At 69.2% G+C, this 1,796-nt stretch carries 2 protein-coding genes; both read left to right on the top strand.

Features of this window, described 5'->3' with window-relative positions; genetic code table 11:
* Positions 1 to 163: integrase core domain-containing protein (locus J1M37_RS11250; RefSeq protein ID WP_206452672.1), on the top strand; the 163-nt coding region annotated here is incomplete at its 5' end.
* 9 nt (positions 164 to 172) lie between these two features.
* Positions 173 to 1,516, top strand: a complete 1,344-nt coding sequence (tyrS, locus tag J1M37_RS11245) for a tyrosine--tRNA ligase (protein WP_036315682.1) — start codon at positions 173 to 175, stop codon at positions 1,514 to 1,516.
* The last annotated feature ends 280 nt before the right edge of the window (positions 1,517 to 1,796 follow it).

The following is a 1,796-nucleotide window of genomic DNA, read 5'->3' as shown; positions in this document are numbered from 1 at the left end:
CCTCTACGCCCGCCCCTACACCTCAGAGCAGGCTCGGCGTGAGGCCCTGGCGGTGTGGGTGAACCACTACAACTACCATCGGCCTCATACCTCCTGCGGGGACGCTCCTCCGGCCTCGTTGGCACCGGCCCGAGTCAACAACGTCATGCCCTCCTACAGCTAGGCTGGGGCCATGGCACCCCAGAACGAGGAGCGCGCGGCCCGACTGCGCGCACAGGCGAACGACCCGAGCTTCGAGAACGTCTGGCAGGAGCTGCGCTGGCGCGGGCTCGTGCACGTCTCGACGGACGAGGCCGCGCTGGAGCAGGCGCTGGCCGGGGAGCCCGTCTCGTATTACTGCGGCTTCGACCCGACCGCTCCGTCCCTCCACCTGGGACACCTCGTCCAGCTGCTCACCCTGCGCCGCCTGCAGCTCGCCGGCCACCGCCCGTACGCCCTCGTGGGCGGCGCCACCGGGCTCATCGGCGACCCGCGGCAGACCTCGGAGCGCGTTCTGAACTCGCAGGAGACCGTGGCGGCGTGGGTGGAGTCCCTGCGCGCGCAGATCGAGCCGTACCTCTCCTTCGAGGGGGAGAACGCGGCGACCATGGTCAACAACCTGGACTGGACCGCGGGCATGAGCGCGCTGGACTTCCTGCGGGACGTCGGCAAGAACTTCCGCGTCGGCACCATGGTGAAGAAGGAGATCGTGGCCAAGCGCCTGAACTCTGATGAGGGCATCTCCTACACGGAGTTCTCCTACCAGGTGCTGCAGGGCAACGACTTCCTCGAGCTGCACCGCCGGCACGGCGTGACCCTCCAGACCGGCGGCTCCGACCAGTGGGGCAACCTCACCGCCGGCACCGAGCTGATCCGCAAGGTGGAGGGGACCCACGCCCATGCGCTGGGCACGCCGCTGATCACGAACGCGGACGGCACCAAGTTCGGCAAGTCCGAGGGCAACGCCGTCTGGCTCGACGCGAAGATGTGCTCCCCGTACGCCTTCTACCAGTTCTGGCTCAACACGGCGGACGCGGACGTCGTCGACCGGCTCAAGGTCTTCACGTTCCTGACCCGCGCGGAGATCGAGGAGTACGCGCAGAAGGTGGCCGACGAGCCGTTCCGCCGGGAGGCCCAGAAGCGCCTGGCGTGGGAGGTCACGGCGCTGGCCCATGGAGAGGAGACGACGACGAAGGTCATCGAGGCCTCCCATGCCGTGTTCGGAGGCGGCGACCTCACCACCGTGGATCCGGACACGCTGACCGCCGTGCTGGCCGAGCTGCCGCAGGCCGACCGGACCCAGTGGGAGGGGGAGCCGGGCACCGTGACCGCGGTCGAGCTGCTGGTCTCCACCGGGCTGGTCGCCTCGCGCTCCGAGGCGCGTCGGACGGTGCGCGACGGCGGCGCCTCGGTGAACAACGTGCGGGTGACGGATGCCGACCAGGTGTTCACCCGAGACGACGCCCTCGCCGGCCGACACCTGCTGGTGCGCCGGGGCAAGAAGAGCATGGCGGGTGCGGACCTGGGGGAGGGCTGACCGCGGCTGCAGACCACCGGTGTCCACCGTGAGTCGCGAAAAGTGACCGAGGACACGACGGGCGGCGACGGCGAAGCAACCGCCCACGGGAGGAGCACAGGGCCCCGTTCCCCGCAGGATTCTGCGGAGAACGGGGCCCTCCTTCGTGCCCGGACGCCGGGTGTCACCCCTGATTTTGTGTTCGGTGGGATTCGTGTGTAGAGTTCCATCTCGTGCTCAAGACGCCGACCGGGTGACCGGGAGGCGGGGTGAAGAACACAGAATCCGCGGATTCATGCCG

Source organism: Micrococcus sp. KRD012, from assembly GCF_017168555.1.
Taxonomy (GTDB): Bacteria; Actinomycetota; Actinomycetes; order Actinomycetales; family Micrococcaceae; genus Micrococcus; species Micrococcus luteus.
This window is presented reverse-complemented; position numbering and strand designations above follow the sequence as displayed.